Genomic DNA, 21,746 nt, shown 5'->3' with positions numbered 1-21,746 from the left:
TGACGCCATACTCGACATCATCCCGATGTGCGCTCGGTCACACACCAGGCATGGCGGGCGGACGCCGGACCACACTTCCGGAGACATCGACGACATCGAAGGAGATGCCAGGATGAGTTCAGCGCAGCACCCAACGGCGCGGCGGGAAGAGCCCGACGTCGAGCAATCAGGGTTGAAGAAGGTCGTCGCGGCGTCGATGGCGGGAACCGTCGTCGAGTGGTACGAATTCTTCCTCTACGCGGCGGCCGCCACGCTCGTCTTCGCGAGTGTCTTCTTCCCCAACGCAGAGTCGGAGCTCGACGCGATCATCGCGGGCTTCCTGACCTACGCCGTCGGGTTCGTCGCCCGGCCCATCGGCGGGATCGTCTTCGGGCACTTCGGTGACAAGTACGGACGCAAGCAATTGCTGCAGGTCAGCATCATCCTCGTCGGTGCCTCCACATTCCTCATGGGATGCCTGCCCACCTTCGATCTGGTGGGCTACTGGGCGCCGAGCCTGCTCGTGGTGCTGCGCTTCATCCAGGGTTTTGCCGTCGGCGGTGAGTGGGGCGGCGCCGTTCTGCTGGTCGCCGAGCACAGCCCCAACAGGAGTCGCGGCTTCTGGGCCAGCTGGCCCCAGTCCGCCGTCCCCATGGGCAACCTGCTCGCCACCGGTGTCCTCTTCGGCCTGTCAGCGCTCCTCGACGAAGCGGCCTTCCTCGGCTGGGGCTGGCGCGTGGCCTTCTGGCTCTCCGCCGTGATCGTGATCATCGGGTACTACATCCGCACCAAGGTCAGCGACGCGCCGATCTTCCTCGAGGCGCAGAAGGAGGTCGTCGAAGGCGCCAAGGGCTACGGCGTCGTCGAGGTCTTCAAGCGCTACCCGCGCGGAGTGTTCACCGCCATGGGCCTGCGCTTCGCCGAGAACATCCTGTACTACCTCGTGGTCACCTTCAGCATCACGTACCTGAGCACCGAGGTCGGCGAGGACCGCACTCGGATCCTGCTGCTGCTGCTCGTGGCCCACGCCCTGCACTTCTGCGCCGTGCCGATCGTGGGGCGCTTCTCGGACAGGCTCGGCCGCAAGCCGGTCTACCTCGCCGGGGCCGTCCTCGGCGCCACCTGGGGATTCTTCGCCTTCCCCATGATGGACACGGGCAACGATCTGATCATCCTGCTGGCGGTGAGCATCGGCCTGATGTTCCATGCGCTGATGTACGCGGGGCAACCCGCCATCATGGCCGAGATGTTCCCCACCCGCATGCGCTACTCGGGTGTCTCCCTCGGGTACCAGGTCACCTCGATCGTGGCCGGATCGCTCGCCCCGATCATCGCCACCGCGCTCCTGCGGGACTACGGGTCCTCGACGCCGGTGGCGATCTATCTGCTGGTCGCGTGCTGCGTGACGATCGTCGCCGTGCTCGCGCTCCGCGAGACCCGGGGCATCTCCCTGCTCGACGTCGACGAGGCCGACGCCCGCGGTACTGCTGACATCCTCGCCGGCAGGAAGAAGTAGGGGCGTCCACACCACACCCGCGACGAGAGGGCGACGGCGGCGGCAGGTCAGCGCCGTCGTCGCCCCTGTCCCTGCGGCACTCCGGGCGTGCGAGCCGGGGCTTCGTCAGGCGCTCAGCTCGCCCGCCCGGTCCGTGATCTGCTGCCGGATGGCGGCAACGACACCCTGTACCGCGGTGGAGCGCAGCGATTCCGGACGGGCGATGGCCCAGATGGGCAGCTGGCGGTGGAAGTCATCCCGGAGCACCGGGACCAGACCGCTCGAGGCAGGGACCATGAAGCTCGGCAGCAGGCCGATCCCCGCACCGGCATGGACGGCGTCCACCTGCGCGAAGATGCTCGTGGCCTGGAAGGACGTGATGGGCATGGGCAGCTGCGATGAGCGGTGACCGAGCTCCTGGACCTGCAGGGCGGACTCGACGTAGGAGACGAAGCTGTGGTGGCGGATATCCTCGAGGCGCCCGGGCAGACCCCGCCGATCCGCGTACGCAGCGCTGGCGTAGAGGCGCAGGAAGTAGTTGGTGAGGAAGATCGGCTCGGCATTGACGGACTCGATGCGGCCCACCACGATCTCCAGATCCACGCCGGAGCGGTTCTGGCTGGCCTTGCGGGTACCGCTGAGCAACTCGACGTCGAGCCTCGGGTTCTCCCGCTGGATCTGCACCAGGGCGGGCATGACGAAGCGGGCTCCGAAGCCGTCCGGGGCGCTGATCCGCAGCAGTCCGGTCAGGGCATCGCTGTTCGACAGGCGCCCGTCCAGCTCACCGAGACTGAGCTCGATCGCCTCCGCCGCCGCAACGGCATCCACACCCAGCGCCGTCAGTTCCCAGCCCTGCGGCGTCCGCTCCAGGGTCCGTCCGCCGAGCTGCTTGTCCAGTGCGAGGATGCGGCGCGAGATGGTGGTGTGCGTGGTGCCGAGCGCCTCGGCGACGGCGTTGAACCTGCCGAGTCGGGCAACCGTGAGGAGGATCAGGAGATCGTCGGGGCTGGGCAGACGTCTGAAATCGACCATCAGGACCTCCTGGGACCTGCTGTGCATTAATGCGCACCGTGTCTTCGAATTGTTCCCTTGATCGCACTCTAGCAGCGGGAGAAGGTTGGACTGGCGACATATCCACGAGCAAAGGAGCTTGGCCATGGCCACAATCGGTTGGATCGGACTCGGGAACATGGGCGGTCCCATGACCGCGAATCTCGTCGCGGCAGGGCATACGGTGCGGGGCTTCGACGTCGATCCCGCGGCGGTGTCGGCAGCAGAGGCCGGGGGACTGATCGGGGTCTCCTCGATCGCCGATGCCGTCAACGGCGTCGACGCGGTGTTCACCATGCTGCCCAAGGGTGAGCACGCCAGGGCCGTCTATCTCGGGGACGACGGCGTCCTCGCGCACGCAGCAACCACCACGCTGCTGGTCGATTCCTCCACCATCGACATCGAATCGGCAGCCGCTCTCCATGAAGCGGCTGCGGACAAGGGCTTCCGGTTCGTCGACGCACCGGTCTCGGGCGGTATCAGCGGCGCGAAGGCCGGCACCCTGACCTTCATGATCGGCGGCGAGGAGGGCGCGGTGAAGGATGCCACGGCGCTGATCGAGCCCATGGCGAAGAACATCATTCCGACGGGCGGTGCCACGACGGGCCAGGCAGCAAAGATCTGCAACAACCTGATGCTGTTCATCAATCTCGCCGCTACGGCCGAGGGCGCTGTACTGGCGGACAGGCTGGGCCTCGACAAGCAGGTGTTCTGGGACATCGCCTCGGTGTCCTCAGGAGACAGCTGGGCGCTGCGCACCTGGTACCCGGTCCCCGGCGTCGTGGACACGGCGGCGTCGAACAACGATTTCGCGCCGACCTTCACCGCGGAACTGGCGAACAAGGACATCGGCCTCGCCATTGCCGCGGCGCGCGACACCAACACTCCGCTCGAGATCGGCGAGCATGTCCAGCAACTCTTCCAGCGACTCCTCGACGACGATCAGGGCGGCAAGGACTGCTCCATGATCATCAAGCTCGTCGACGGTTCCCTCTAGCACCCGTTTCTCCCCGAAAGGACCACCATGCAGCAGATTCCCCATTTCATCGACGGCAAACGCATCTACGACGCCGAGCGTTACGGTCCGGTCTACAACCCGGCGACCGGCGAGCAGGAGAAAGAGGTGGCCTTCGCGTCGCCGGCACGGGTGGACGAGGCCGTGGCGGCAGCAGCGCAGGCGCTCCCGGCCTGGCGCTCGGCCAGTCTCGCCAAGCGGTCCGCCGTCTTCTACAGGGTCCGCCAGCTCCTCATGGAGCGGAAGTCCGAGCTCGCGGCGATCCTGACGAGCGAGCACGGCAAGGTGCTCTCCGACGCCGAGGGCGAGATCTCCCGCGGGCTCGAGAACATCGAGTTCGCCACGGGTCTGTCCCACATGCTCAAGGGTGAGCGGACGGAACAGGCGTCCACCGGCGTCGACGTCCACTCCATTCGGCAGCCCGTGGGTGTGGTCGCGTGCATCACGCCGTTCAACTTCCCCGCCATGGTGCCGCTGTGGATGATCGGCAGCGCCATCGCCTGCGGCAACACCGTGCTGCTCAAGCCGAGCGAGAAGGATCCGTCGTCGTCCCTGTTCATCGCCGAGATCTTCTCCGAGGCGGGACTGCCCGACGGCGTCCTGAACGTGGTCCAGGGGGACAAGGAGGCCGTGGAGCACATCCTCGATCATCCTGACGTCAAGGCCGTGAGCTTCGTGGGCTCCACGCCGATCGCGAGGAGCATCTACTCGAGGGCTGCGGCCAGCGGCAAGCGCGTACAGGCTCTCGGTGGGGCGAAGAACCACATGGTGGTGCTGCCCGACGCGGATCTCGAGATGGCCGCCGACGCCGCGATCTCCGCCGCCTACGGCTCCGCCGGGGAGCGGTGCATGGCGGTCAGCGTCGTCGTCGCGGTCGGTGACATCGCCGACGACCTCGTGGACGCCATCAGGTCGCGGATGGGCTCCCTGCAGATCGGTGCCGGAACGGACGCGAGCTCCGAGATGGGTCCGCTCATCTCCGCCGAGCACCGCGATCGCGTGGCGTCCTATGTGAAGAACGCCGCCGCGGAGGGAGCCACCGTGGTGGTGGACGGCACCGAACAGCAGTTCGACTCCGACGGCTTCTTCATCGGCGTCTCCCTCGTGGACAACGTGGCACCGGGCATGAAGGTGTACGACGACGAGATCTTCGGCCCCGTACTCTCCGTGGCGCGGGTGGAGACCTACGCGGACGCCGTGCGGATGGTCAACGAGAACCCCTACGGCAACGGCGCTGCGATCTTCACGCGCGACGGCGGTGCGGCTCGCCAGTTCGAGTTCGAGGCCGAGGCCGGGATGATCGGGGTCAACGTGCCGATCCCCGTACCTGTGGGTACCTACTCGTTCGGCGGCTGGAAGGACTCACTCTTCGGTGACACGCACATGTACGGGCCGGAGAGCATCAAGTTCTACACGCGCGGCAAGATCGTGACTACCAGGTGGCCCGATCCGTCGACCTCGAAGATCGACCTCGGCTTCCCGCAGGTCGACTGACGGTGCGTCCGGGGGCAGCTGCACGGCGGTCCCCGGACGACGCTCGTCGTCACGCCCGGACTCGTCGTGATCGCCGTGGTTCCGGGTCAGTCCACTTCGGGCTCGGCGATGACGGACATGTCGTCGCCGCCATCGCCGTCGCGCTGTGCCGTCGTCAGGGATTCCAGGACGGCGGTCACCGCAGGCAACGGATCCTCGGTGGACCGCAGCATGAGCCGGAGGTCCTTCGCGAGCAGATCTGCCGAGAACTGGGTGTCCCCGAACGTGCCACCGGTGATCACGTCGCCCTTCATGTCCACCATCACCGACAGCGCCGTTCCCTGGAGTTGTTCCATCACGGCGGCGGCGTCGAGCCCGTTGGCCTTCCCGAGCCGCAGTGCCTCGACCACGCCCTGCAGCGTGACGCCCAGCGCGAGATTCGCCAGCAGCTTCCCCGTCGCTGCATCGGCGGGCGTCTCCACGCGGCGCAGCCGCTTCTCGTCGGCCCACAGCGCGGCCAGGGGTTCGACGACGTCGAGGTCCCCTGCAGCGCCGCCGAGCAGAACACCCAGCTCACCGGCGCGGGCCGGGGCGAGACTGCCGATGACGGGTCCGTGGACGTAGCGGATCCCGTTGGCTGCTGCCTGGTCGGCGAAGTCCCGGGCATCCGCGGGTGAGACCGTGGTGACGTCCAGCCACACCGCCTCCGAGGGGATCTCCAGACCCGAGAGGACCACGTCCCTGACGGTGTCCGGGCCGAAGAGCACGCTCATGACCACCTCGGCGCCACGAACGGCGTCCTCGGGGGACTCCGCCTGCGTTGCACCGGCCTCGCGCAACGGCTTCACGGCGTCGGCCGTCCTGTTCCATGCCGTCACCTCGTGTCCTGCGGAGAGCAGGTGTGAACCGAGTTCGTACCCCATACGTCCGACGCCGAGCAGTGCGATCTTCATGGGTCCTCCAGGATGGTCGGGATCTTCACAGCACAATTCCTAGGCTAGCTCGTGACCTCAGGCGTCTCCATACCGGAGCCCACCGGTCAGAAGGCGCACTCCGCACTACCGTGCATTGACATCGCTCTGCTCCCTCCCGTAAAGAAGAGAGTCGGCGCAGTGCAGAAGGCTCTCAGCACGGTCGTAACCCACACGTCTCCCGAGAGGAACCGCCTCGTGCCCTCCATTGGTCCGTCCGATACCGTTGCAGACCCCAGCGCAGCCCGGATGCAGGATCCTGATTGGTGGCGCCAGGCGGCCGTCTACCAGATCTATCCGCGGAGTTTCGCCGACTCCGACGGTGACGGCATCGGCGACCTCAGGGGTGTCACCTCGCGGATCCCGTATCTGAAGGCGCTCGGTGTGGACGCCGTCTGGCTGAGCCCCTTCTACCCGTCCGCGCTCGCGGACGGCGGGTACGACGTCGACGACTACCGCGACGTCGATCCACGCCTGGGTACCCTCGAGGACTTCGACGAGATGGTCGGCGCGCTGCATGGAGCGGGCATCAAGTGCATCGTCGACATCGTCCCGAATCACACGTCGAACCGTCATGCGTGGTTCCAGGAAGCCCTGGCAGCACCGAGGGGCTCGGCGGCTCGCGAGCGATACATCTTCCGCGACGGCACGGGCCCGGGCGGCGCGGAGCCGCCGTCGGACTGGGAATCGGTCTTCGGCGGGTCTGCCTGGGAGCAGACCCGGGACGGCCAGTGGTACCTGCATCTCTTCGCCAGGGAGCAGCCGGATCTGAACTGGGACAACCGCGAGATCCGCGACGACTTCCTGCGGACCCTGCGCTTCTGGTCCGACCGCGGCGTCGACGGTTTCCGGGTGGATGTGGCCCACGCACTGACGAAGGACATGTCGGAGCCGCTGCCCTCCAGGAACGAGCTCCACACCGAGGGGGAGAACGCCGAGGGTGCCCACCCCTTCTGGGACCGCGACGAGGTCCACGAGGTATTCGCGGAATGGCGCTCCGTGTTCGACGAGTACACGCCACCGCGCACCGCCGTGGCGGAGGCGTGGGTCCACGCCGACCGCCGAGCCCGCTACGCCAGTCCCGAAGGACTCGGGCAGGCCTTCAACTTCGACCTCCTGCGTGCCGCCTGGAACGCCGATCAGTTCCGCGACATCATCACCGCGAATCTCCGTGAGGCCGCGAACTCCGGTGCGTCGTCGACCTGGGTGTTCTCCAATCACGACGTCGTCCGCCACGCGACACGCTACGGCCTGCCCGGGGCGGACGATGCGAACGGTGCAGCCCAGGACGGGTCGGCGTGGTTGCTCGGAGGTGGGGACGAGTCGGTACTGGACCGTGAGGTCGGCGAGCGCAGGGCCCGCGCGGCCACGCAGCTGATGCTCGCGCTGCCGGGCTCGGCCTATCTATACCAGGGCGAGGAGCTCGGACTGCACGAGGTCGCCGACATCCCCGACGACGCGCGGCAGGACCCCGCCTTCTTCCGGAACCCCGGCGTGGAGGTGGGCCGCGACGGCTGCCGCGTGCCGCTGCCGTGGACCGCCGACGGCGGGTCCTTCGGCTTCGGCGACGACGGAGCGCATCTGCCGCAGCCCGCCTGGTTCGGTGAGTACGCCGTCCAGGTGCAGGAGGATGACCCGTCCTCCACGCTCAGCTTCTACCGCCGGGCGCTCGAACTGCGTCGTGCGCTGCAGGGCGAGGAGACCCTGGAGTGGATCGACGAGCCGTCCGCTGACGTCCTGCACTTCACGCGACCCGGAGGATGGCACAGCGTCACCAATTTCGGGCCGGCGCCGGTGCAGCTGCCCGAGGGGACTGTGCTCCTGAGCAGTTCACCGCTCCAGGACCGCAAGCTGCCCACCGACACCACGGTGTGGCTCCGGTAGTGAGCATTCCCGCAGATCACGTCGTTCGCTGACTGCGTTCTCCGGCAGGGGAATCGGTTGCATGCCGTTCGGGGAGATCGGAATACTTGACGCATCGGCACGAGCGATGCGGAGGCGAGCACCATCAGCAGGTCAGGGGAGCAACAGGAAAGATTGCGGAAGGCAGCACAATACCGTGCGGCGCGGGATGGTGCGACAGATGCGGCCGATGTGCTGGCCGAGCTGCAACGCCAGAACGATGAACGCCCGGCCGAGGGTGAGATGGCACCCTTGCGTCCGGGCGAGGACGGCGCCGAGCGCGCCCGGCTGATCGTGGACCGTGCCGTGGCCCGGGGGGATTTCGACACGCTGGCCCTGGCGGGCAAACCGATACCGGGACTGGGAGAGGCACACGATCCCGATTGGTGGGTCAAGGGCCTGATCCAGCGGGAGAACATCACCGGCCTCGGTCCCAAGGCTTACCTGCTCCGTGCCGAGGACGCCGAACTCGAGGGCCGGCTCGACCGGCAGTACACCGAGGCGCAGGTGCGCGCGATCCTCGAGGACTTCAATTACCGGGTGATCGACGCACGCCGGCAGCTCCTCGGTGGACCTCCCGTGATCACCAAGCTGCGTGACGTCGACGCAGAGGTGGAGGACTGGCGGCAGCGCCGGGAGGCAGCGCGCCGACGTGCCGCGGACGCTATGCCCCCGGCCCCGCCGAGGTTCCGCCTGTTACGGCGCGTGCTGCGCCGGCGCAGCTAACCGCTGCGGCCCGGCCTCAGCTCACGGCTCAGCTCATCTCCGCATAGCGCTCGGCCGCCGCGAGCGCTTCGCGCATTCCCTCGGCGTCGAGTACTGCTCCATAGGCGGCCGTGTCACGCTGGAAACGCCAGCCCTCGGCGAGTGGTCCCGCGTCGACGGCGTCGAAGCCGAACTCGTCGAGCAGTTCGACGACGGCCTGCTTGGCGTCGGAGTCATCGCCGGCGATCGGCAGGGCCCGGCGCCCGGGCGTGCCGGCGGGTGTGCCGTCCGTGGTCAGCTGGGAGAACTGGATGTTGTTGAACACCTTCACCACGGAGGAACCCGGCAGGTGCTTCTGCACCAGCTCGCTCGTCGTCGTGCTCTCGTCGTCGAGCTCCGGGATCTGGCCGTCGCGCTGCGGGTAGTAGTTGCAGGTGTCGATGACCAGTTTCCCGGCCAGCGGCTGCACCGGAACGGAGTCGATGTTCTTGAGCGGGATGGTGACCACGACGATGTCACCGTTTGTCGCGGCGTCCTCCGTGGTCCCCGCGCGGGCCTTGTCACCGAGCTCCTCGACGAGGTCCTGCAGCGTCTCGGGCCCGCGGGAATTGCTCATGATCACCCGGTAGTCCCGTGCGACGGAGAGGCGGGCTAGCTGCGAGCCGATGTTGCCGCTGCCGATGAAACCGATGGTGCTGCGCGTAGTGTGTGTCGTGTTTTCACTCATGTCCTGCACAACCGCGTCGGATCGTCGTTATTCCATGGACGCCCGACAGAGTGGATGAGCCGACGTCATACCCGAGTCCCGGGTTGCGTTTCTGAACGGCACGGTCAGGGAGCAAGATCCTCCAACGGTCCCACGGGTAGCGCGATCCATCCTTCACGGCGTGCCTGCTCGTGATACCCGTGGGGGACAGGATGGCTCAGACCGAGGGCATGCGCCCGGGCAGCGAGCGCGGCGACGACAGCATCGAACGCGTCGTCGGAGGCCACGACGAGCGCCAGCGTCTCCTCATCGAGAGCGAGCCAGGGGGCACGTTCGAGAAGTCGCGCGACGAGTGTCCGGCGCACGTCGGCGTCGTTCTTGTATCCACGGGTGTCGAACTGCCAGCCGCGAAGGGTCGCGGAGGGATACACCTCGACGGCGGTGCCGGCACCGGAGCGGTCCACCGGTGCGCCGAGGGCGTCCGAGACGGCGTCGAGCAGGACGGCGCAGTGCATGGCGGTCAGCCCGAGCCGATCGGTGGCCACGCTCAGGGGCCAGCGGCCGGTGATGTCGCGGGTGGCGCGATCGGTGGCACGGTAGGCGAGCCTGCGGCGCCACGCCATGCCCGCGTCGACCGTGCTGTCGACGCGGTCACCGCGGGCGTGGCGTGTGATGAACGCGACGAAGTCGTCGGGCCAGCCGAACGCGCAGTCGATGCCCAGTGTGGCGACCTTCGGGGCAGTGGCGGCAATTTCGGCGTCGGACGTACCGAGGTGGACCTGCGCGTTCACTTCGGCTCCCGACCAGTCCAGCACGGCGAGGGCAGTTCCCGTCGATTCGGCGGCGAGGTCCACTCCGGCTGTGAGCACCCCCGATTATAGGCATCGGTGCAGCCCTGGTCATTGAAGCTTGTGCTCGGTAGCAGCTTGCCGGCAGGGGCAGCCCTATTCGGCGTCCGCAGGGCGGATCGCCAGATTGGGATGCAGCAGTTCGAAGCCCTGGTCCGCCAGATCGTTCCGGTCGATCTGGTCCGGGAGAAGGACTGCGGTGACCCGGCTGTCGCGGATGGTCGGACCTGCCGTGCCGGCTTCGAGGGGTCCGCACTCGAGCCCCACACCGATTCCCTCCTGCACGAGCAGGCAAACGCTCCCTGCTGCTCCGCTGTCGGCCTCCGGCCGGGCTGCGAAGTATTCCACGCCGTCGCGCTCGGCCAGGAATCGCGTACTCGCGAGGTCGATGCCGTCCAGGTCGGTCTGGATGGTCAGGACGTCCTGATCCGTCTGCTCCTCGTCCAGGACGTCGATCACCGGTCCTCCCGCGCAGCCGCTCAGGCCGAGCACCAGGGCACAGGCCCCGGCAACCAGGCCGCAGAACGGAAGGCGACGCATGGAACTCCTCGAGGGGCAGGTCGTGGGACAACGGCACAACCCTAGCGAAGCGCGGCGACGTCGTGGGCTCCATCTGGGGCGTCGCGGAACGTCGGGTACCTGCGAGCGAGTGCTACGGCTGGCGGTGCGCTCCGGTCCGTCCCACTGCCCGGGCCGTTCGCGTGGGATGGACGGGGTGCTTCGCTGCGGCGCTTCGGTCGTTCCCACTGCATGGAGCCGAGGAGTGGGAATGGTTGCTCGTTCCCACTGCCCGGGCCGTTCGCGTGGGATGGACGGGGTGCTTCGCTGCGGCGCTTCGGTCGTTCCCACTGCCCGGGGTGTTCGCGTGGGATGGAGAGCGTGCGCGCCCTGCACTGGTGCGGCGATCAGCGCGACGACGAGCGGGCCTACCTGATACCGCTCCGGGCAAGGCCCTGCACGAAGTACTTCTGGAAGGCGAGGAACAGGATGATGATCGGCGTGATCGAGATGAGCGCCAGCGCCATGATCGCCCCGTAGTCGGCACCGTACTGGCCCCGCAGATACAGCAGACCGATGGGCAGCGTGAAGAGTTCGCTGTCCTTCAACGCGATCAGCGGCCACGCGAAGTCGTTCCACTGGTACATCACCGTCAGGAGCACGAGCACCGCGATGAGCGGCTTGCACAGCGGAAGGACGATCTGCAGGAAGATCCGGATGGTGCCCGCACCGTCCACCTTCGCCGCCTCGATCAGTTCGTCGGGGATGGCGATCATGAACTGACGCGCCAGGAAGATACCGAATGCGGACGCCGCGGACGGGAAGATCACCGCCCAGAACGTGCCGTATATCCCGAGTTCGGCGACGAGGCGGAACTGGGCCACCATGAGCACCTGCACGGGGATCATCATGGTGCTCAGGACCAGGAGGAAGATGGCACCCTTACCCCTGAAATCCAGCTTCGCGAACGCGTATCCGGCCAGCAGGTTCACCAGGACCGTCAAGAAGGTGACGATCACCGTGATGATCACGGAGTTGCCGAACCAGGTGAGAGTCGGGAAACCGTCGAAGATGGTGCGGAAGTTCTCGAGGGTCCATTCGGAGGGCCAGAGATAGAGGTCCCTGCTGAAGACGTCGGTTCTCGGCGAGAAGGCGAGCGTGACCATCCAGTACAGCGGGAACATCATGATGAGCCCGACGACGATCGCCACGACGAGGCGGACGACGGCGGACACGCGCTGGGCGCGAGGGACCTGCCGTTCACGCTCGACGAAAGCGTCAGGAGTACCGTCGTCGGCGGTCGGGATCGACATATCGGGAGCGTCGACGGAATGCGAGGGAGCCATGGGAATCCTGTCCTGGTGCTATCCGGCAGTGTCGCGGGAACGATTGCCGCGCCACTGGATCGCGGTGAAGATCAGCGTGATCAGGAAGATGACGATGCCGATCGCTGCGGCATAGCTCTGGTCCCGCGTGACGAATCCGTTCTCATAGGCGTAGGTCACGAGGACGGAGGTCGACCGACCGGGACCTCCGGCCGTCATCACGAAGATGGTGTCGAAGACCTGGAAGGAATAGATCACGTCCATGATCAGCAGGAAGAACGTGGACGGGCCCACGAGGGGCACGGTGAGGAACCGGAACTGCTGCCATGATGTCGCGCCGTCGAGCTTCGCGGCCTCGTAGAGCTCCGGGGAGATGCCCTGCAATCCGGCCAGGTAGATCACCATGTTGAAGCCGACGCGGATCCACAGCGTCACCAGGATGATCGAGACGAAGGCAGCTGTGCCCTGCGACTGCCAGGGCAGCCCCGGGAAGCCGCTCTCCCTCAGCAGTTTGTTGATGATGCCGGTGGATTCGTCGAACAGCAGGACACCCATGAGTGCGGTTGCCACACCCGAGATGACCATCGGCAGGTAGATGAGCGTGCGGAACAGCTTGCGGCCGGGCAGAACGGAGTTCATGAGGACCGCGAGACCGAGGCCGAGGGCAAGACTCAGCGGGACCGTGATGAGAGTGAAGACGGCGGTGTTGAGGGACGACTGCCAGAAGGTCGGATCGCTGACCAGCCGCTGGTAGTTGTCGAGACCCACCCAGCCGGTGGCGCCGAATCCACTCGACTCCTGGAAGCTGATCAACAGCGCCCACCCGAGCGGCAGGAAGAGAAAGACTCCCAGCAGGATCAGATTGGGGCCGAGGAACCCGTAGGAAGCGAGCGTGGACCGACCAGTCCGGGAGGTCCGTCCCGCCCTGGTGGTATAGGTGGTGGCCGGTAGCGACGGTGTCACATCCCTGGCGGTCTCCTCGCGGGTCGAGGTGTCTGCAGCCATCAGCCGGTTGCCTGGTCGACCGCGGCGGCGATGTTGGCCAGGGTCTCCTCCACGGGCTGACCCTGGGTGAAGGCGGCCTCGAGCTGATCGCTGAGTGCGGGATTGATGCTCGCCATCGCAGGGGAGGTGAGCTGCTCGACGTCGGAGGGCTGAAGCGTGGTGGCCTGGTCCACGAAGATGCCGGCGATGTCCGGGCGCGTCTGGTAGTCGAGATCCGTGCCGACCAGGCTCTTCAGTGTGGGCAGTTCCATGGCCCGCGCGCAGAAGTCGGACATCTGCTCCGGTTGGGTCATGAACCGGAGGAATTCTGCCGCGAGCTCCGGGTTACGGGCGTTCTTGGTGGCCACGAGAGCGTTCCCGCCGAGGTCGGAGGCGCCGCGTTCGTCCTGCGGCAGATAGGTCGCGCTCCACTCGAAGTCGGTGATGTCGGCGTCGAGACTCGGGAGCACGAAGTTGCCCACGAACGCCATCGCAGTGGTGCCTGCGGAGAAGGCGTCGTCCGCATAGGTCGAGGACTTGACCGAGCTGTTCGGGGGCACGAGATCGTCCGTGAAGAATGCCTGCGTGAATGCGAGAGCTTTCGTCCCGGCGTCGGACTCGATGGCCGACCCCGAGAGATCCTCGTTGAACAGTCTGCCGCCGGCCTGGAAGAGCCAGCTCAGCCACCGAGGGGAGCCACCGAGCTGCCAGTTGTAGACGAAGGGGTAGAGCTCATCGGGCAGCGAGGCCCGCAGCTGCTCCGCGACCGCCCGGAACTCGTCCCACGTCCAGGCGGAGTCGAGGCTGTCGGGAATGTCGGTGATCCCGGCGTCCCCGAGGAGGTCCGTGCGGTAGACGATGGCCGAGGTGTCGGTCTGGTGGGGCACACCGAAGGGCTTGCCGTCGAACTGGATGGCCTGCCACATCGCGGGGAGGAACTCCTCGCCCGCGGCGGCATCGAAGTAGCTGCTGAGATCGAGCAGCTGATCCTGGCTGCTGTAGGCGCCGATGGTGCCGTAGTCGACACGGAACAGATCGGGAGCTGTATTGGCCTGCAGCTGTGCATCGATGTTCGTGAAGATCTGCTCGTAGGGCACGAGATCGAGCTCGACGCGGACACCTGAATTGGCTGCTTCGAACGCCTCGATGCCCCGACGGAATCCTTCTTCCTCCGCCGGGCTGCCCCAGGTGGTGAAGCTCAGGGTGTTCTCCCCGCCATCGCCGCCGTCATTGTTGCCGCCGCCCGAGAATCCCGCACACCCGTTCAGCGCGGCAGTTGCAGCGAGAAGGCCGGCTCCGCCGAGGATCTGCCGTCTGGAAATAGTCATTTTCATGCCTTTCGGGTGAGGTTGATCACAACGTACAACAGCCCGGACCCCTCCAGGAGGACGATTTTCGACGCCGGCAGATCTCGGGCGGGAGTCGGAATCGTGCTGACCGTGTCGCACGTGCTCCCACTGTTGGGGTTGCCGGGCTGGGAGGGACGGAAGCAGTCCGCTCGTTCCCGCTCTTCGGGTACGGATGATGGGTACGAGCTGTCGTTCCCCCCGTCCGGGGTGCTGCAGTGGGAGGGACGGAGCGCAAGAGCGGTCCGGCCGTCCGCTGGCGCCGATGGAGGACTACCATCCATGTCAGGAGAGTGTCATCGCCGACCTCGAGGCCGCTGCGGTGCACGGCTCGGACGAGGAGGCAGCACATGCAGCGGGCCGACTGGCCACGGGGCGGTAGCGGTGTGCCCGGAGAGCTGTTCATCAGGGCGCTGAAGGCGACCTCGGAGATCTCCCTGATCACGGACGCACAGCAGCGGGTGCTCTACGTCTCGGAGTCCTTCGTCTCCATCACCGGATACTCCCGCGAGGAGGTCCTGGGTACCAACTGCAGGATGCTCCAGGGACCGGGGACGGATCCGGAGACGACGGCGGCCATGAGGGACGCGCTGGCGTCCGGCAACGCCTTCGAGGGGGAGATCCTCAACTACCGCAAGGACGGCTCCGCCTTCTGGAATGCGTTGCGGATCACTCCGCTGTACTCGGAGGACGGCCAGCTCACACATTTCGTCAGTACGCAGCGGGACATCAATACGAGGATGGCGCTGCTCGAGCAGTTGCGCTTCCAGGCACTGCATGACCAGGTGACAGGCCTGCCGAACCGCGTCGGGACGGACCAGCGTGTGGGGCAGGTCGTGAGGGCGGGTTGCTCTGCCGGGACTGTGGCGGCTGTCGGGGTCATCGATCTCGACGACTTCCGTGCCGTGAACAACACGTACGGGCACGCAGCGGGTGACCTGCTGTTGCGGGAGTGGGCTTCGCGATTCCAGGGCAGGCTCCGGGACGAGGACTTCCTCGGCCGGATGGGCGGGGACGAGTTCGCCCTCATCCTCCACGACATCCCGCGGGCGGACCCGAAGCGGGAGCTGAAGCGCCTCCTCGAGCCGCTGACCGACGTCGTCGGCTCGCCCTTCATGATCGACGGCGAGGCCGTCCTGATCAGTATGAGCATGGGAGTGGCGCTCGTCGAGGACGGCAGGTCCGACGCCGCCGGCGTCCTCAGGGCCGCGGACGAGGCACTCTACGCGGTGAAACAACGCAAGGCGGACCGCACGCAGTGGTGGGAGATCGGCGCCGGTGCAGCTGATGAGGTGAGCGGCACCAGGTCCGGGTACGACACGGTCCAGGAGCCGCCCGAGGCTTTCGGCCGGGCGTGCCGTCGGGCGCTCGACACCGGTGTGGTGGTGCACCTGCAACCGGTCGTCAATCTGCGTGAAGGCACCGTGCATCTCTTCGAGGCCCTCGCCCGGCTCGACCTGCCCGGGGAGCACCTCATGGCTCCCGCGGAGTTCCTGCCGCACTTCGACGAGACCGACCTGGTACGCCTTTTCCGGCTCGTCCTCGACCAGGCACTGGAGCAGTTCAGCCGGTGGAGCAGTGCCGGGGTGAGGGCCGAGCTCTCCGTCAATCTGCCGCCGACCGTCCTCAAGCACCCGGGGCTGCTCGGATTCCTGAGCGAACGCCTCGCGCATCACGGGGTGGAGCCGCAGCGACTGACCCTCGAACTGCTCGAATCCGGGAATCTCGATTCCGAGGTGCAGCGGGAGGTCCTGCTGAAGATTGTCCGGCTGGGGATCGGCTTGGCCATGGACGACCTCGGCGCCGGGTACAGCAGCCTCAACCGGCTCTCGTCCCTGCCCTTCAACTCCATCAAGCTGGATCAGGAGCTGCTCGCCGGGATCCACTCGCGACCCACCGATGTGCTGAGCATGATCGCCGCGCTGATCCAGTTGGGACGCGACGTCGGGAAGACGGTGGTGATCGAGGGCATCGAGGAGCGAGGTGTGGCCGAAGCCGTCACCATCCTCGGCGCAGCCCTCGGCCAGGGCTACTACTTCAGCCCACCACTGCCGGGCGACGAGGTCCCGGCCTTCGCGTCGCGGTTCAACGAATCACTCAGCCCCGACCGGTTTCGGACCCACCTCGGGGCGCTGGCGTACCACTGGCAGTTCGCTCGGTTGGGTTCACCGCACGCTCGTGCTCTGCAGGCGTGTCCGCTCAGCCACTTCCTCTCCGCAATGGGCTCGCCGGCCGGCGTCGAGCGCTGGCATGCACAGCAGCACGACGGGCGTGCGGTGCATCTGAGCGCGGGCAGGCTCATGGTCGACTGGTTCGTGCAGCAGGTGTGCAGCGCCGCACCCTCCGACACAAGGATGACAGGGCAGAGCGGTTCCCCGTGACGTGCAGGTGACCGACGTCCGTAAAGGCACATTCCTCGGACGTCGGGTCGTGTTGCCCGCACCGGACGTCGCCGATTAGGGCAGGATAGCCACGTGACACGCGCAGAATCCGATGCTCCGGATCACCTCCAGACGGCTCCCGCACCGGCAGACCCTGCTCCAGCTCCCGAGGGCGCCCGGCACGGATCCTCCACCGCCCGCCGCTTCCGGCCGCACGCCGTCGCCGACGGACTGAAGGTCAGCGCTTCCTGGACGGCCCGCAGCATCGTCGTCCTCGCAGGGCTCGTGATCCTCTGGTACGTCACGGGAGCACTCTGGTCGGTCGTGCTGCCCACTCTTTTCGCGCTCCTCCTCGCGTCGGTGCTGTGGCCGGTGAACCGGGTGCTGCGCATGATCCTTCCCAGGGTGCTCGCATCGCTTCTGACGCTGCTGGGTTTCATCGGGGTCGTCCTCGGGATCGGTGCGCTGACGCTCCCCACGATCGCGAGCGGTATCACCGAGCTCACCATCCTGGCGCAGCGGAATGTCCGGGACATGGTGGAGCTCGTCAGCGGCCTTCCCCTGGATCTCGATTCGGCGAATCTCGACCGAGTGGTGGACACGGCACTGAACCAGTTGCAGTCCAACGTGGGCAATATCGTCAGCGGTATCACCACCGGGTTGAGCGAACTGACCTCGGGCACCATCGTGGTGCTGCTCACGCTCGTCTTCACGTTCTTCTTCCTCAAGGACGGCGACCGTTTCATGCCGTGGGCCTCGCGCTGGACCAATTCCACCGCGTACCGCCACGCAGCGATGATCGCCAACGGGACCTGGAAGGCGCTCTCCTCCTACATCGTCGCCCAGGCGACCGTCGCGCTGGTGGACGCGGTGTTCATCGGTCTCGGGCTGGTGCTGCTGGACATCCCGCTCGCCGTACCGCTCGCCGTCCTCGTCTTCTTCTCGGCCTTCATCCCCGTGGTCGGCGCCGTCGTCTCGGGACTGCTGGCAACGGCCGTGGCGTTCCTCGCCTACGGCTGGGTGAGCGCGCTGATCGTGTTGGGGCTCGTGGTGCTGGTCCAGCAGCTCGAGAGCAACTTCATCCAGCCGCTGCTGGTCGGGAGGACCCTGGAGATCCACCCCGCCGTCGTCCTCGCGTCCGTCACGGCCGGAGGCACGCTGTTCGGGATCGTGGGCGCCTTCCTGGCGGTGCCGACGACGGCGGTGGTGATCGTGGTGCTGCAGTATCTGCGGGAGCAGTCCATCGAGAAGAACCCCGCCATCGAATCTCCGGAGGACGACTTCGACGGAACAGCCGCAGCCGGAGCGCCGGCGTGAGACCGCGCCCTGTCGTCGTGGTACTCGAGGGGACACATCCGGTGCGGCGGCTGGAGCGTGTCCGGGAGCTCGCCGAGGTCCGCGTGGTGCAGCAGGAGGGTCTGGTGCAGGCTCTCGATGGAGCGGACGTGCTCTATCTGTGGGACTTCTTCTCCGGCGCGCTGCCGGCGGCCTGGCACGCCGCCGGATCCCTGCGGTGGCTGCACTGCGCCGCCGCCGGTGTGGACAGGCTCCTCTTCCCCGAACTGGTGGCCTCCGACGTCGTCGTCACCAATGCGCACGGCGTGTTCGATGCGCCCATGGCCGAGTACGTGCTCGCGGCGATGCTCCACGCGGCCAAGGGCTTCGGGCCGCTGCGGGACCAGCAGCGGGAGGCGACCTGGGTCTGGCGTGAGGGCCGCAACATCGCCGGCACCCGCGCCCTCGTGGTGGGCACGGGCAGTATCGGGCGGCACACGGCGCGGCTCCTGCGCGCCGTCGGTGTCCGGGTGGAGGGCGTGGGGCGGGTCGCTGCGGAGCACGACGACGACTTCGGCCGCGTCCACGCCGCAGCGGACCTGGCCCGGCTGGCCGGCGACGTGGACTGGCTGGTGCTCGTCGCCCCATTGACGCCGGCCACGGAGAATCTGGTCGACGCCCGGGTCATCGGGGCGCTGCCGGATGCGGCCGTGCTCATCAACGTGGGCCGCGGCAGGCTGCTCGACGAGCGAGCGCTCGTGTCCCGGTTGCGGGACGGCACGCTGGCCGGGGCCGTCCTCGACACGTTCGCCGTCGAACCCCTGCCCCCGGACAACCCCCTGTGGTCGCTGCCCTCGGTCCTCGTCACACCTCACATGGCGAGCAACGCGGATTCGTGGCGGGACGATCTCGCAGCGCAGTTCGAGCGGAACTTCCTGCTCTGGTCGGCCGGCGAGCCGCTGCCCGGCGTCGTCGACAAGGCCCTCGGATACGTCCCGTCGACCCGCCACTGACCGGCGCCTCCTGCCGTACTCCGCTTCTGGCGGCTGGGGGCAGTTGGTTCGCGGATGTGGCGTCGATGACGATTCTCAGGGGAGCGCCGGACCAGCCGATTCCTGTCGACGCACCGGACGTTCGAATAGGGTACTGACCATGCAACACCACGATGACGTGGCGGCTACGGCGGACACGACCACGGCAACGCGGGACCAGAACGAGGAGGAGTGATGACGGACGTCGTCGTCACCACCGGACTGACCAAGCGCTACGGATCGGTCCTGGCACTGGATTCGCTGGACCTCACGATCCCCCAGGGGACCGTGTTCGGTGTCATCGGACCCAACGGCGCGGGTAAGACGACACTCATGCGGTTGCTGGTGGACGTGCTGCGTCCCACCTCGGGGTCGATCACCGTACTCGGGATGGAGCCCCGGGCCGGCGGCAAGGACCTTCGGGGACGGATCGGCTACCTGCCCGGCGAGTTCCATGTCGAACCGGGCCTCTCCGGACGAGCGCACCTGAAGTTCTGGACGTCGATCTCACCGGGTGATCGCACGCAGGTCCACCGACGCGCCGAAGCGATGGCCGAGCGCCTCGATATCCCGCTGGACCGCCCGGCGCGAAAGCTCAGCAAGGGCAACAAGCAGAAGCTGGGTCTCGTCCAGGCCTTCATGCATCGGCCCGAGCTGCTCATCCTCGACGAGCCCACCTCCGGTCTGGATCCCCTCGTCCAGCAGACGTTCCTCGAGCTGGTGTCCGAGGCGCGCGACGGCGGTGCCACGGTCTTCCTCTCCTCCCACGTGCTGTCCGAGGTGGAGCAGGCGGCCGATCTCGCCGTCGTCCTGCGGTCCGGGAGTATCGTGCGCGAGGCGTCGATCGAAGGGCTGCACACGACGGCGGTACGGCACTTGCGTGCGCGCCTGTCCGACGCCGATGCAGCGACCGTCGATCGTCGCATGGCCGACGTCGCCGCCGGCCTGGACGTCTCTGTGGAGGGCGAGGACGTGCTCGTCTCCGGACTCGTCCAGGGGCACGCGGACGATCTGGTGAAGGCCCTGGCCCGGTTCACCGTGGCCGATCTGGTGCTCGCCGAACCGGACCTCGAGGAATCGGTGCTGGCCATGTATTCGGGAAAGGACGTGCCGTGATGCCCATTCTGATCCAGTTCCTTCGTGCCGGAGCGAGAAATCTGCTGATCTGGGCTGTCGCCCTCGTCGCCGTGATGGCCATGTACCTGTCCTTCTATCCGTCCCTGGGAGGAGCCGCCTCCGGGATGACGGAGCTGGTCGACCAGCTCCCCGAGGGGATGGTCAAGGCCATCGGCTATGACCAGATCGCCACGGGTGCCGGCTACGCCCAGTCGACGTTCTTCGGCCTGCTCGGGTTCTTCCTCGGCACTGCGGCCGCGGTCGCGTGGGGAACCAGGGCCGTCGCGGGGGACGAGGAGTCCGGCATGCTCGAACTCACGCTCGCCCACCCGGTCTCGCGGCTCCAGCTGGTGACGGAGCGGACGCTGGCGATCCTCACGCGCCTGACCGTGCTCGGCGTCGTCCTCGGACTGGCGCTGGCTGCCATGAGCGGGCCGTTCGACCTCGGGCTCGAGGGGAGTCACATCGTCGCCGTGGTCGCTGCCTGGGTCCTGCTCACCTTCACCATCGCCATGGCGGCGCTGATGGGCGGAGCGGTGTTCGGCTCCCGGGTCGCTGCCCTCGGCATCGGTGCGGGGGTGGGTGTGGTCGCGTTCCTGCTCAACGCCCTCGGTGCCCAGTCGGAGGAGAACGCGTGGATGTCGGACATCTCACCGTTCTCGTGGGCGTACGGCGAGCGGCCCCTGGCCCAGGGGTGGGACGGCGGCGGGCTCGGTCTACTGGCTGCACTGGCCGCCGTGTTCGTCGCGACAGCACTGCTGGCCTTCGCGCGCCGCGACCTCCGCTCCTGACCCGATGTCGTAGCCCGAACACGGACAGCAGGTAGCGGGCCATGTCACTCACTCTCCTGCGCCTGACGGTCGAGGATCTCCGAGAGATCGGCGGGGAACCGGTGGACCTCCTGCGGCCAGTCGAGGGCCACGGCCAGGCGACCTGCCCAGTAGCGCGCGGCGTCGTCGTCGGGCACCTCCACGACGGTGAACCCGCCGAGGTGTTCCCTGGTCTCGGGATACGGCCCGTCGGTGAACACGGGCCGGCCGTCCTTGTTCACTACGCTGCAGAGCGCGGTCGAGGCGTCGATGCCCCCGTCCGCGAAGACGAAGACGCCGGCCGTCCTCATCTCCTCGAGGAGGGCGTGCGACGCCCCGCTCTTGCTGTGCAGCTCGTCGGGCGTCTGGTCGGGCACCCATTCGTCGTTGAACGCGATCAGATAGGTCGGCACCGTCTTCCCCTCTCGTCGTTGCGAGGTCCCTGGCGTGGTTCCTCGGCTGCGGACCCCGGAACGGGGCCTCACACCTGTTCCACGAACGGCGACGCCCCGATACGACACTATTCCCGGACTCCCGTTCACAACCGGGCTGCGGCTCCGAACCACCGGGGCAGGTGGGTGAGGAGATCGGACTGGTCGATGCCGACCCACACGACGTGCCCGCCCGGTCGCAGCAGCACCGCCGGGGCGTCCCGGCACCATCGACATTCAGCCCTGATCCGGTATCTGTTGCAGTTGTCCCCGTCCAGCTGTGAATGGTTGGGCATCAGCACGACGTCGGCATGCTCCTGCGACTGTCCCTGCGAGAAGTGGTTGAGCATGTTGGTGACAGAAGAGTAATGCTTGCCGCGCTATCCACAATTAGTTCAAGTGTTCG

The 21,746-nt window shown here is 67.2% G+C and carries 20 protein-coding genes; 10 read left to right on the top strand and 10 right to left on the bottom strand.

What is annotated here, in order from left to right:
* Positions 1-112 precede the first annotated feature (112 nt).
* A complete protein-coding gene (locus E8P82_RS03980) occupies positions 113-1,495 on the top strand; it encodes an MFS transporter (RefSeq protein ID WP_136453184.1) in 1,383 nt (460 codons plus the stop codon).
* A gap of 105 nt (positions 1,496-1,600) precedes the next feature.
* Here E8P82_RS03980 and E8P82_RS03975 read toward each other — a convergent pair whose 3' ends face one another.
* Positions 1,601-2,506 (bottom strand): LysR family transcriptional regulator, encoded by a 906-nt coding sequence (locus tag E8P82_RS03975; protein WP_136453183.1) that lies wholly within the window; start codon positions 2,504-2,506, stop codon positions 1,601-1,603.
* Between the two features lie 124 nt (positions 2,507-2,630).
* On the opposite strand from E8P82_RS03975, the gene mmsB reads away from it, so the two are divergent.
* A complete protein-coding gene (gene mmsB / locus E8P82_RS03970; protein WP_136453182.1) occupies positions 2,631-3,521 on the top strand; it encodes a 3-hydroxyisobutyrate dehydrogenase in 891 nt (296 codons plus the stop codon).
* Between the two features lie 27 nt (positions 3,522-3,548).
* Complete coding sequence (locus E8P82_RS03965) at positions 3,549-5,033, top strand: CoA-acylating methylmalonate-semialdehyde dehydrogenase (RefSeq protein WP_136453181.1); 1,485 nt, start codon at positions 3,549-3,551, stop codon at positions 5,031-5,033.
* Between the two features lie 86 nt (positions 5,034-5,119).
* Here E8P82_RS03965 and E8P82_RS03960 read toward each other — a convergent pair whose 3' ends face one another.
* Positions 5,120-5,965, bottom strand: a complete 846-nt coding sequence (locus tag E8P82_RS03960) for an NAD(P)-dependent oxidoreductase (RefSeq protein ID WP_136453180.1) — start codon at positions 5,963-5,965, stop codon at positions 5,120-5,122.
* Positions 5,966-6,190: 225 nt separating this feature from the next.
* On the opposite strand from E8P82_RS03960, the gene E8P82_RS03955 reads away from it, so the two are divergent.
* Both E8P82_RS03955 and E8P82_RS03950 read left to right on the top strand, forming a co-directional pair.
* Complete coding sequence (locus E8P82_RS03955; RefSeq protein ID WP_425455987.1) at positions 6,191-7,867, top strand: glycoside hydrolase family 13 protein; 1,677 nt, start codon at positions 6,191-6,193, stop codon at positions 7,865-7,867.
* A 261-nt stretch (positions 7,868-8,128) separates the two neighbouring features.
* Positions 8,129-8,611, top strand: a complete 483-nt coding sequence (locus E8P82_RS03950) for a DnaJ family domain-containing protein (RefSeq protein ID WP_342773221.1) — start codon at positions 8,129-8,131, stop codon at positions 8,609-8,611.
* Between the two features lie 28 nt (positions 8,612-8,639).
* Here E8P82_RS03950 and E8P82_RS03945 read toward each other — a convergent pair whose 3' ends face one another.
* From E8P82_RS03945 to E8P82_RS03920, 6 genes are all read right to left on the bottom strand, one after another.
* Positions 8,640-9,317, bottom strand: coding sequence for an NADPH-dependent F420 reductase (locus E8P82_RS03945; protein ID WP_136453178.1), 678 nt, complete (start codon positions 9,315-9,317; stop codon positions 8,640-8,642).
* A 104-nt stretch (positions 9,318-9,421) separates the two neighbouring features.
* Entirely contained in the window at positions 9,422-10,165 is a 744-nt protein-coding gene (locus E8P82_RS03940; protein ID WP_136453177.1) for a DUF429 domain-containing protein, read from the bottom strand.
* A 75-nt stretch (positions 10,166-10,240) separates the two neighbouring features.
* A complete protein-coding gene (locus E8P82_RS03935) occupies positions 10,241-10,684 on the bottom strand; it encodes a hypothetical protein (protein WP_136453176.1) in 444 nt (147 codons plus the stop codon).
* A gap of 386 nt (positions 10,685-11,070) precedes the next feature.
* Positions 11,071-11,988, bottom strand: coding sequence for a carbohydrate ABC transporter permease (locus tag E8P82_RS03930; protein WP_246020931.1), 918 nt, complete (start codon positions 11,986-11,988; stop codon positions 11,071-11,073).
* 18 nt (positions 11,989-12,006) lie between these two features.
* Positions 12,007-12,972 carry a carbohydrate ABC transporter permease gene (locus tag E8P82_RS03925; protein ID WP_136453175.1) on the bottom strand — a complete coding sequence of 322 codons (966 nt, stop codon included), beginning with the start codon at positions 12,970-12,972 and terminating at the stop codon, positions 12,007-12,009.
* Positions 12,972-14,279, bottom strand: coding sequence for an ABC transporter substrate-binding protein (locus tag E8P82_RS03920; protein WP_136453174.1), 1,308 nt, complete (start codon positions 14,277-14,279; stop codon positions 12,972-12,974). The genes E8P82_RS03925 and E8P82_RS03920 overlap by 1 nt, the downstream gene beginning before the upstream one ends.
* A gap of 368 nt (positions 14,280-14,647) precedes the next feature.
* Between E8P82_RS03920 and E8P82_RS03915 the strand changes: the two genes are divergently transcribed.
* From E8P82_RS03915 to E8P82_RS03895, 5 genes are all read left to right on the top strand, one after another.
* Positions 14,648-16,678, top strand: coding sequence for a putative bifunctional diguanylate cyclase/phosphodiesterase (locus E8P82_RS03915; protein WP_136453173.1), 2,031 nt, complete (start codon positions 14,648-14,650; stop codon positions 16,676-16,678).
* A gap of 93 nt (positions 16,679-16,771) precedes the next feature.
* The gene (locus E8P82_RS03910) at positions 16,772-17,995 is read left to right on the top strand and encodes an AI-2E family transporter (RefSeq protein WP_168796480.1); all 1,224 of its coding nucleotides are present in this window, start codon (positions 16,772-16,774) and stop codon (positions 17,993-17,995) included.
* The gene (locus E8P82_RS03905; protein ID WP_136453171.1) at positions 17,992-18,966 is read left to right on the top strand and encodes a D-2-hydroxyacid dehydrogenase; all 975 of its coding nucleotides are present in this window, start codon (positions 17,992-17,994) and stop codon (positions 18,964-18,966) included. The genes E8P82_RS03910 and E8P82_RS03905 overlap by 4 nt, the downstream gene beginning before the upstream one ends.
* Positions 18,967-19,179: 213 nt before the next feature.
* Positions 19,180-20,100 carry an ABC transporter ATP-binding protein gene (locus E8P82_RS03900; protein ID WP_136453170.1) on the top strand — a complete coding sequence of 307 codons (921 nt, stop codon included), beginning with the start codon at positions 19,180-19,182 and terminating at the stop codon, positions 20,098-20,100.
* Positions 20,100-20,891 (top strand): ABC transporter permease subunit, encoded by a 792-nt coding sequence (locus tag E8P82_RS03895; RefSeq protein ID WP_136453169.1) that lies wholly within the window; start codon positions 20,100-20,102, stop codon positions 20,889-20,891. Before E8P82_RS03900 ends, E8P82_RS03895 begins: the two co-directional genes overlap by 1 nt.
* A 44-nt stretch (positions 20,892-20,935) precedes the next feature.
* Here E8P82_RS03895 and E8P82_RS03890 read toward each other — a convergent pair whose 3' ends face one another.
* Both E8P82_RS03890 and E8P82_RS03885 read right to left on the bottom strand, forming a co-directional pair.
* Positions 20,936-21,322, bottom strand: coding sequence for a YciI family protein (locus E8P82_RS03890; RefSeq protein WP_136453168.1), 387 nt, complete (start codon positions 21,320-21,322; stop codon positions 20,936-20,938).
* A 125-nt stretch (positions 21,323-21,447) separates the two neighbouring features.
* Positions 21,448-21,690, bottom strand: coding sequence for an aromatic-ring hydroxylase C-terminal domain-containing protein (locus E8P82_RS03885; RefSeq protein ID WP_168796467.1), 243 nt, complete (start codon positions 21,688-21,690; stop codon positions 21,448-21,450).
* Positions 21,691-21,746: the final 56 nt, after the last annotated feature.

The organism is Arthrobacter echini (assembly GCF_004803505.1).
GTDB classification, from domain to species: domain Bacteria; phylum Actinomycetota; class Actinomycetes; order Actinomycetales; family Micrococcaceae; genus Arthrobacter_D; species Arthrobacter_D echini.
This window is presented reverse-complemented; position numbering and strand designations above follow the sequence as displayed.

What these genes read in the sequence shown, in the direction of transcription:
- E8P82_RS03980 (WP_136453184.1), top strand. Translation starts at nt 113, where the DNA reads ATGAGTTCAGCGCAGCACCCAACGGCGCGGCGGGAAGAGCCCGACGTC.
- E8P82_RS03975 (WP_136453183.1), bottom strand. Translation starts at nt 2,506, where the DNA reads ATGGTCGATTTCAGACGTCTGCCCAGCCCCGACGATCTCCTGATCCTC.
- mmsB (WP_136453182.1), top strand. Translation starts at nt 2,631, where the DNA reads ATGGCCACAATCGGTTGGATCGGACTCGGGAACATGGGCGGTCCCATG.
- E8P82_RS03965 (WP_136453181.1), top strand. Translation starts at nt 3,549, where the DNA reads ATGCAGCAGATTCCCCATTTCATCGACGGCAAACGCATCTACGACGCC.
- E8P82_RS03960 (WP_136453180.1), bottom strand. Translation starts at nt 5,965, where the DNA reads ATGAAGATCGCACTGCTCGGCGTCGGACGTATGGGGTACGAACTCGGT.
- E8P82_RS03950 (WP_342773221.1), top strand. Translation starts at nt 8,129, where the DNA reads ATGGCACCCTTGCGTCCGGGCGAGGACGGCGCCGAGCGCGCCCGGCTG.
- E8P82_RS03945 (WP_136453178.1), bottom strand. Translation starts at nt 9,317, where the DNA reads ATGAGTGAAAACACGACACACACTACGCGCAGCACCATCGGTTTCATC.
- E8P82_RS03935 (WP_136453176.1), bottom strand. Translation starts at nt 10,684, where the DNA reads ATGCGTCGCCTTCCGTTCTGCGGCCTGGTTGCCGGGGCCTGTGCCCTG.
- E8P82_RS03930 (WP_246020931.1), bottom strand. Translation starts at nt 11,988, where the DNA reads ATGGCTCCCTCGCATTCCGTCGACGCTCCCGATATGTCGATCCCGACC.
- E8P82_RS03925 (WP_136453175.1), bottom strand. Translation starts at nt 12,972, where the DNA reads ATGGCTGCAGACACCTCGACCCGCGAGGAGACCGCCAGGGATGTGACA.
- E8P82_RS03920 (WP_136453174.1), bottom strand. Translation starts at nt 14,279, where the DNA reads ATGACTATTTCCAGACGGCAGATCCTCGGCGGAGCCGGCCTTCTCGCT.
- E8P82_RS03915 (WP_136453173.1), top strand. Translation starts at nt 14,648, where the DNA reads ATGCAGCGGGCCGACTGGCCACGGGGCGGTAGCGGTGTGCCCGGAGAG.
- E8P82_RS03900 (WP_136453170.1), top strand. Translation starts at nt 19,180, where the DNA reads ATGACGGACGTCGTCGTCACCACCGGACTGACCAAGCGCTACGGATCG.
- E8P82_RS03895 (WP_136453169.1), top strand. Translation starts at nt 20,100, where the DNA reads ATGCCCATTCTGATCCAGTTCCTTCGTGCCGGAGCGAGAAATCTGCTG.
- E8P82_RS03885 (WP_168796467.1), bottom strand. Translation starts at nt 21,690, where the DNA reads ATGCTCAACCACTTCTCGCAGGGACAGTCGCAGGAGCATGCCGACGTC.